The sequence below is a fragment of the Sphingomonas sp. genome (genome assembly GCF_019242355.1).
Classification (GTDB): Bacteria; Pseudomonadota; Alphaproteobacteria; order Sphingomonadales; family Sphingomonadaceae; genus Sphingomicrobium.
Genome location: NZ_JAFAVR010000238.1, coordinates 1 through 2,736 on the forward strand (window position 1 = coordinate 1; position 2,736 = coordinate 2,736).

The 2,736-nt window shown below is 68.3% G+C and carries 4 protein-coding genes; 2 read left to right on the forward strand and 2 right to left on the reverse strand.

Going from position 1 to position 2,736, the window contains the following annotated elements:
* The first annotated feature begins 15 nt into the window (after window positions 1-15).
* On the forward strand, window positions 16-177 hold the full coding sequence (locus JOZ79_RS11610; protein WP_294074300.1) for a hypothetical protein: 162 nt from the start codon (window positions 16-18) through the stop codon (window positions 175-177).
* On the opposite strand, the gene JOZ79_RS11615 is transcribed toward JOZ79_RS11610, so the two are convergent.
* Window positions 174-1,169 (reverse strand): adenosine kinase, encoded by a 996-nt coding sequence (locus JOZ79_RS11615; protein ID WP_294074294.1) that lies wholly within the window; start codon window positions 1,167-1,169, stop codon window positions 174-176. The genes JOZ79_RS11610 and JOZ79_RS11615 overlap by 4 nt on opposite strands.
* 96 nt (window positions 1,170-1,265) lie before the next feature.
* On the opposite strand from JOZ79_RS11615, the gene JOZ79_RS11620 reads away from it, so the two are divergent.
* Window positions 1,266-1,640, forward strand: coding sequence for a hypothetical protein (locus tag JOZ79_RS11620; RefSeq protein ID WP_294074296.1), 375 nt, complete (start codon window positions 1,266-1,268; stop codon window positions 1,638-1,640).
* On the opposite strand, the gene queG is transcribed toward JOZ79_RS11620, so the two are convergent.
* Window positions 1,619-2,674, reverse strand: a complete 1,056-nt coding sequence (gene queG / locus JOZ79_RS11625; RefSeq protein WP_294074298.1) for a tRNA epoxyqueuosine(34) reductase QueG — start codon at window positions 2,672-2,674, stop codon at window positions 1,619-1,621. The genes JOZ79_RS11620 and queG overlap by 22 nt on opposite strands.
* Window positions 2,675-2,736 lie beyond the last annotated feature (62 nt).

Genomic DNA, 2,736 nt, shown 5'->3' on the forward strand with positions numbered 1-2,736 from the left:
TGCGTCGTGCTATTCATGAGCCTGAACATCGAATCGAAGACACTGTTCGCTGTGTGGACCGCGATCGGGCTCGTCTTCTACTTCCTCTACGGGTACCGGCAGAGCCATGTCGCCCGCGGTGTCGTCGAAGTCGTCAGCGACCCGAACCTGCAGCCCGAAGTCGCGGAACGCGACTAGGCGAGAAGGTCTCCGGCGAGCGCCCTGAGGTCCGCCTCGGGGCGCGCGCCGTAGTGCTGGATCACCTCGGCCGCCGCGATCGCGCCGAGGCGGAGGGAGTCCTCAAGGCTCCTGCCCCTCGCGTAACCGACCAGGAAGCCGGCGGCGAACAGGTCGCCCGCTCCCGTCGTGTCCAGCACCTGGCCGACCGGCTGCGCCGGCACGTCCGCCCGCTCGCCGCCGCGGACCGCAAGGGCACCATGTTCACCGCGCGTGACGACCAGCGTCTCGACGTTGCCCGCAAATGCCTCGACCGCCGTTTCGAGATGAGGCACGGCTGCAAGCGCCTCGATCTCCGCCTGGTTGGCGAACAGGATGTCGATCTTGCCGCTCTCGATCAGCTCGAGGAAGCCGTCGCGGTGACGGTCGACGCAGAAAGTGTCCGAGAGCGTGAAAGCAACCTTGCGGCCCGCTTCCCGAGCGACCTCGATCGCCCGGACCATGGCGTAGCGGGGTGTCTCCGGATCCCACAGATACCCTTCGAGGTAGAGGATCGCGGCGGCCGCGATCTGAGCCTCGTCGAGCGCACTCGGCGGCAGGTTCTGGGCGGCGCCGAGGAAGGTGTTCATCGTGCGATGCCCGTCGGGCGTAACGAGGATCATCGATCGCGCGGTCGGAACGCCGACGTCGGCGGCCGCGGTGGTGAACTGGACTCCGGTGGCCGTCAGGTCGTGGCGATAGAAATCGCCGAGCCCGTCCGGAGCGACCTGGCCGATGAATCCGGAGCGCCCGCCGAGCGCTGCAACGCCCGCTGCCGTGTTGCCTGCCGAGCCGCCGCTCACTTGCAGCGGTGAGGTCATGCGGCTGTAGAGGCGTTCGGCCTCCTCGGTGTCAACGAGCCGCATCGAGCCCTTGGTCAGGCCTTCGGCCTCGAGGAAATCATCGGGAACATCGGCGATCACGTCGACGATGGCATTGCCGATGGCGAGGACGTCGAGGCGGGTGTCGGCCATGAAAGCTCCGGTGGCTCGGGAAAGCGGCGCGGGTAGCGGCGCGGCGGCCTGCTAGCAACCTTGCACGGCGGCTCGGGGGCAGGCATCCTCCGGAGCATGCGCCGCATTGTCCCAGTCATCGCCTTGACCTTCGTCCTCGCCAGCTGCGCCGCGCCTCGGGAAACCACGCCGGCTCCGGTCGCTGCGGCGCCTCCTGCGGTCGTCACCGCTCCGCAGCCGCCCGAGGCCGGCGCGGTGATCGGTATGACCGCCGGCGACCTCTTCGCCCATTTCGGACCGCCGGCGCTTCAGGTCCGCGAAGGGGGCAGCCTCAAGCTGCAATTCCGCTCGCCGACCTGCGTCCTCGACGCCTACCTCTATCCCGCGCCCGGCGGCGGCGGGGCACGAGTGACGCATGTCGACGCGCGGTTGCCGTCGGGCGTCGACACCAACAGCGCCGCATGCGCGGCTCACCTGGATCGCCGAAGCTGATCCAGCGCCCAGCCGGCCGCTTCGGCAACCACCGGATCAGGATCGCCCAGATGGGGGCGCACTGAGGTGGTGATCGCCGGATCGCCGCTGTTCCCGGAGGCGATCAGGCAGTTGCGGATGAAGCGGTTGCGGCCAACCCGCTTGATCGGCGAACCGGAGAAGTTCGCGCGAAAGGCTGCATCGTCCAGCACCAGCAGGTCCGCGAGCCTAGGCGCGGCGAGATCCTCTCTCGGCAGGAACGCCCGGTTGGCCGCCGCGCTCTTCGCGAACCGGTTCCACGGGCAGACCGCAAGGCAATCGTCACAGCCGTAGATGCGGTTGCCGATCGCCTTGCGGAATTCCTCCGGGATCGGGCCATGGTGCTCGATCGTCAGGTAGGAGATGCAGCGGCGGGCATCGATCCGGTGCGGACCGTCGAACGCCTGTGTCGGGCAGGCGTCGAGACAGCGGCTGCACGATCCGCAATGGCGGCCGGCGAGCGCGGGCTCGTCGGGCGTCAGCTCGATGCTGGTCAGGATCACGCCGATGAATAGCCAGCTGCCGTGCTCGCGGCTGACGACATTGGTATGCTTGCCCTGCCAGCCGAGCCCCGCCGCCTGAGCAAGCGGCTTTTCCATGACGGGCGCGGTATCGACGAACACCTTGAGCTCGCACCCCGCCTCGGCAGCAAGCCAACGGCCGAGCGCCTTCAGGGCCTTCTTGACTGTCTTGTGATAGTCGCCGCCCTGCGCATAGACCGAAATGCGGCCGTGATTCGGCTGGCCGGCGAGCGACAGCGGGTCGTGCTCCGGTGCATAGCTCATCCCGAGGGCGACGGCCGAGCGGGCGTCCGGCCACAGCGCCTGTGGGCTGACGCGATGATGGTAGCGTTCCTCCATCCACTGCATCGCCCCGTGCCGCCCCTCGTCGAGCCAGGCCCGGAGATCGGCACCGGCCGCGTCGGCGGCCTCGGCGCGTGCGAAGCGGCACGCGGCAAAGCCAAGCTCCGCGGCCTTGGCCCTTATTGCTTCCTCAAGGCTTTGACCCCTATGCACGGGCGCGCTTTACACGCTGGCTCGCACTTTCGCAGGAATTTCAGTGCTTCGACAGGCTACCC